The sequence below is a fragment of the Gemmata algarum genome, from assembly GCF_034097035.1.
Classification (GTDB): domain Bacteria; phylum Planctomycetota; class Planctomycetia; order Gemmatales; family Gemmataceae; genus Gemmata; species Gemmata algarum.
Map to the genome: position 1 here is coordinate 1 of NZ_JAXBLV010000130.1, position 536 is coordinate 536.

1 pseudogene is annotated in these 536 nt (G+C 69.4%); it reads right to left on the reverse strand.

The features are described from left to right. Window positions 1-536 (reverse strand): annotated as a pseudogene (locus R5W23_RS32880) (IS3 family transposase); the annotation flags it as partial.

The window sequence follows — 536 nt, forward strand, 5'->3', positions numbered from 1 at the left end:
AACACATCCTCGGCCACCGGCCGCGCGCGGTTGGAGTCCGTCGTCTGACGGAACTTCCGCTTCGTTTTTGCAGCGATTCCGGCCTCGCGCATCACCTGGGCCACGACGTTCACGCTGCACGCGTGCCCGCTCGCCACCAGCTCGGCGTGGGTGCGTGGGCTCCCGTACCGGGCCTTCACCTGGGCGTGAGTGGCCTTCACCTCTTCGGTCAGCTCCTCGCGTCGAACCTCGGCGGCACTGGGCTCCCGCGACCGCCACGCGTAGAACCCCGACCGCGACACCCCCAGCACCCGGCACATCAGCACGATCGGCCACCGGGCCTTGCGCGCCTCGATCCAAGCGAACGTCCGCTCGTCTGGGGCGCGAAGAACGCCGTGGCGTTTTTGAGGATGTCGCGCCCCATCTCCAGCCTTTTGACCTCGGCCCGGAGCGTGCGGTTCTCCTCTTCGAGCGGGGTCCGATGGCCGGACCCCGGGAACGCGTCCGCCCCCTTGGTGGCCCGCCCCTTCGTCCAGTCGTGGAGTCGGTTCTCGGTG